Below are 3,608 nucleotides of genomic sequence, written 5' to 3'. Positions count from 1 at the left end.
TCTTTGAGGAAATAAACTAATCAACCGTATTCTTATCTGAATATTAGCTACCCATTATCTCCTATTATATTTTAGGTAGAGACTTAATTCAACTATTTATACTATTTCTATCAAATTCTTTTAAATATATAAAAATAGGGGATACTAGCACTCATTTTTCTTAATCAGAATACTAGCTCCCCTTATAAATCAGTTTCTATATTTTCATTTATGTTTACGGCTTCAGGTCCTATCCCTCTATGACCCTAGAGTCCTTGACCCTAATAATCCTGTCGCATACGCCCATAGTTGACTCTCTATGAGATACCATGACTATAGTCTTATCCTGGCTTCCTTCAACTAGGGACTTGAGTATTATAGCCTCGTTATAGGAATCTAGGTTAGATGTCGGTTCATCCAATAGTAGGAGTTGGCTATCTGTCAAAAAGCACCTTGCCAAGCCGATCCTCTGCCTCTCCCCTCCAGAGAAGTTGTCTCCCAGATCAGATACTCTGGTATCCAAGCCATGTTCAAGCTTCCTTATATCTTCATCTATAGAGGCCTTTCTAAGGGCTTCATAGATTTCTTCATCACTAGCATCAGCCTTGGCTATCCTTAGGTTATCCCTTATACTACCAGCAAATAGGATAGTTGTCTGAGTCATGTAGTCTATATTTGAGTAAAGTGACTGGGTATTTATATCCTTGATATTGATACCATTTATAGATATAGACCCATCTTGCGGATCCCAAAACCTCATCAAGAGCTTTAGTAGGGTAGACTTACCACTACCACTCCTACCCATGATACCTAGGGTTTCACCCTTTTTAATCCTGAAATTAACACTAGTCAATATATTTCTGTCCTCATAGGCAAAGGTTAGGTCCTTGAAATCTACATCGTCAAAGACTACGTCCTTACCATCAACTACCTCCTCGACTATAGGCTCTTCTTCTAATAAATTCAGAATCCTATCACCGCAAGCAAAGGTCTGAGTCAGGGTACCACCCAAATTAGCAAGGGCTATATATGGGGCAAAGGTACTTATTTGAGTCAAAACAGCTATAAAGGCCTGGGCATGTGTTATTGTACCCGTCCTTACCAGCCTAGCACACAATAAAAGCTGAAGGACAGAGAAGATAATTATAATAGTATCTGTATTAGCCTGTAGGGCTGCTATCTGACCCTTTAGTTCATTCTGCCTGTCTAGTATCTGTCTAGTACTATCGTCTATTTCATTTAAGGCATGGTCACCCTTGTCATACTGGATTATCTCCCTAATCCCCCTTAGCTGGTCTAGGAATTTTCCATTTAGGTTACCTATATTACGTCTGATCTTTACACTTACTTCCTTACCCCTTTCAGAGGCTATAATTGGAACTATTACCCCAACAACAATTTGGGCAAGTAAGGCCAATAGAGCTACTAGTATATGTATCTTTGCAAAGAATACAAATAGCACTATTGTTACTAGGGAGGCTATCATTACCGGTGATATAGTATGGGCATAGAAGATTTCCAATAACTCTATATCTCCCATTATAATCGATATTAACTGGCCCTGGTTTTCTCCCTCTAGCTTGGCTGGTGCTAATTTTCTCATGGCAGAGAAGACCTTGTGTCTAATTTCCGCCAGTATCCTGAAGGCTATATAATGGTTACAGAACTGCTCTATATAGTGAAGAACTCCCCTCAATACAGCACACACTATAAGGGCAATTACATACCATGAGAAGTCATGTCCTCCAAGCGGTAGGTCTGCAAAGCCCCTGGCAACCTCTCCTGGTAGAACGCTTAGGACCCCATAGCCTCCTAGTATACCTATACCAAAGGATAGTAAAAATCCTAGGACACCCAATAAAATCGCTAGGGTCATCTGTAATTTTAGGGGGGCTATTAATCCAATTAATTGAGATATTATTTTTGGTGAGCTTCTTCTCTTAGTCATTGCTACCACCCCTTTCATCATTTATAGCTAGGCTCTTGGCCCTGTATGATTCCAATTCCTGCTGTTGCCTAAATAGGCTTTCATACTGGCCCTTTACCACCATAAGATCCTGGTGCTGGCCCTGCTCAACAAGTTGGCCCTGTTTCATCACATAGATTTTATCAGCCTTGACTATAGACGCCAGCCTATGCGATATGTATATGACCGTCTTCTTCTTTGATATTTCCTCTATTACATCTATTATTACCTGTTCAGACTCTACATCTATATTAGATGTAGCCTCGTCAAATATATAAACCTCTGCATCATGTAGTAGGGCCCTGGCTAGACTCAAACGCTGGGCCTGGCCACCAGATAGGTTCCTACCCTGGGCTAGGATTGGCGTATCCAAGCCCTCCATACCAGAGAATAGGTCCCATAGGTTAACTATCTTTAGGACCTCAATATAGTCTTGGTCACTCGCCTGGCTATTGCCAAGATATAGGTTAGACCTAACAGTCCCCTGGAAAATATGTCCATCATGGGTTACCCTTATGACATTCTTGCTGATTTCCCCCTTGGCTAGGTCCCTAGACTCATAGCTTCCATAGTAAATTGAATGGTCTGGATGTCTATATTCCCCTGCTAGTAGGCAGGCTAGGGTAGACTTACCACAACCAGATGGTCCAACTAGGGCCGTCAGACTACCAGGCTCAAAGCTCATATCTATATCCTTTAGGGCATGAGTCCCATCAGGATAGTAGTAGTTCATTGACTTAACACTTATAGGTGACTTCTTTTCAAAAGTATGGCTTCCATTTTCTATATTTGTATCTTCATTCAAGAATTCCAGCATCTTTTCACTGGCTGTAACACCTGTCATAGCCACGTGGAATAGGGATGTCAAGGTCCTCATTGGAACAAAGAAGTCGGCTATCAATAAAAGTACCAGTATAATCTGGTAGATGTCTATATGAAGGGCGACGAATTCATTTAGGGCAACTACAATACCCGCTACAGCTCCACCATAGGCTATCCAGTCAATTATCATGATAGAGTTTAGCTGCATGGATAGGACCCTCATAGTTTCCTTCCTAAAGCCTTCTGACATTTCGTCCAGCTCCTTGCCCCTGGCCTCATCAGCCCTAAATACCTTAAGGGTAGTCAATCCCTGTAGACTATCTAAGAATAGGTTGCCTACATCCGCATACTTTGACCAATACTTCTTTTGAACATTCTTTACTATTTTTAAAATTAATAGTAGGAATAGGGGAATTATCGGTGCCAATACCAATAAGACTATCGCTATCTTGAAGTTTATAGGAGCTATAACCAAAAATAGGACGAAGGTAGATATAAAGCTGTAGTAAAACTGAGTCAGGTAAGACCCATAGTAGTTTTCTAACTGCTCAACCCCCTCCACACCCAGGTGGACTATCTCTTGAGTAGTCATCTTTTCCTGGTAAAGAGATCCAAGGCTTAGTACCTTGCTATAAATAGCCTTTCTCAGATTTTGCTTTACCTCATATACAACCAGGTTGTTCTTCCTGGTAACTGCCCTGATGCAAATCTGTCTTACCAGCAGGGACAGGCCTATTAATATATAGGATATCTTGGGATTAAATACATAGACCCCAGTTATAAAGTGGGCCAATACTGATGCAAACATAAAAGAGAAGGTGATATTTGCCACCAACCTTAT

General features: G+C 40.9%; 2 protein-coding genes. Both read right to left on the bottom strand.

The window, feature by feature from the left end; genetic code table 11:
• Positions 1–229: 229 nt before the first annotated feature.
• Complete coding sequence (cydC, locus tag ACW6OJ_RS07625) at positions 230–1,927, bottom strand: thiol reductant ABC exporter subunit CydC (RefSeq protein WP_456096221.1); 1,698 nt, start codon at positions 1,925–1,927, stop codon at positions 230–232.
• Positions 1,920–3,608: ABC transporter ATP-binding protein/permease (locus ACW6OJ_RS07620; protein WP_456096220.1), on the bottom strand; the 1,689-nt coding region annotated here is incomplete at its 5' end. The genes cydC and ACW6OJ_RS07620, both read right to left, overlap by 8 nt.

The organism is Peptostreptococcus sp., assembly GCF_977045075.1.
Note: the sequence above shows the minus strand (reverse complement) of the source record. Positions and strands in the feature narration are given on the sequence as shown.

Bases quoted from the DNA above. Each gene is read 5' to 3' on its own strand.
- cydC (WP_456096221.1), bottom strand. From the start codon at position 1,927: ATGACTAAGAGAAGAAGCTCACCAAAAATAATATCTCAATTAATTGGA.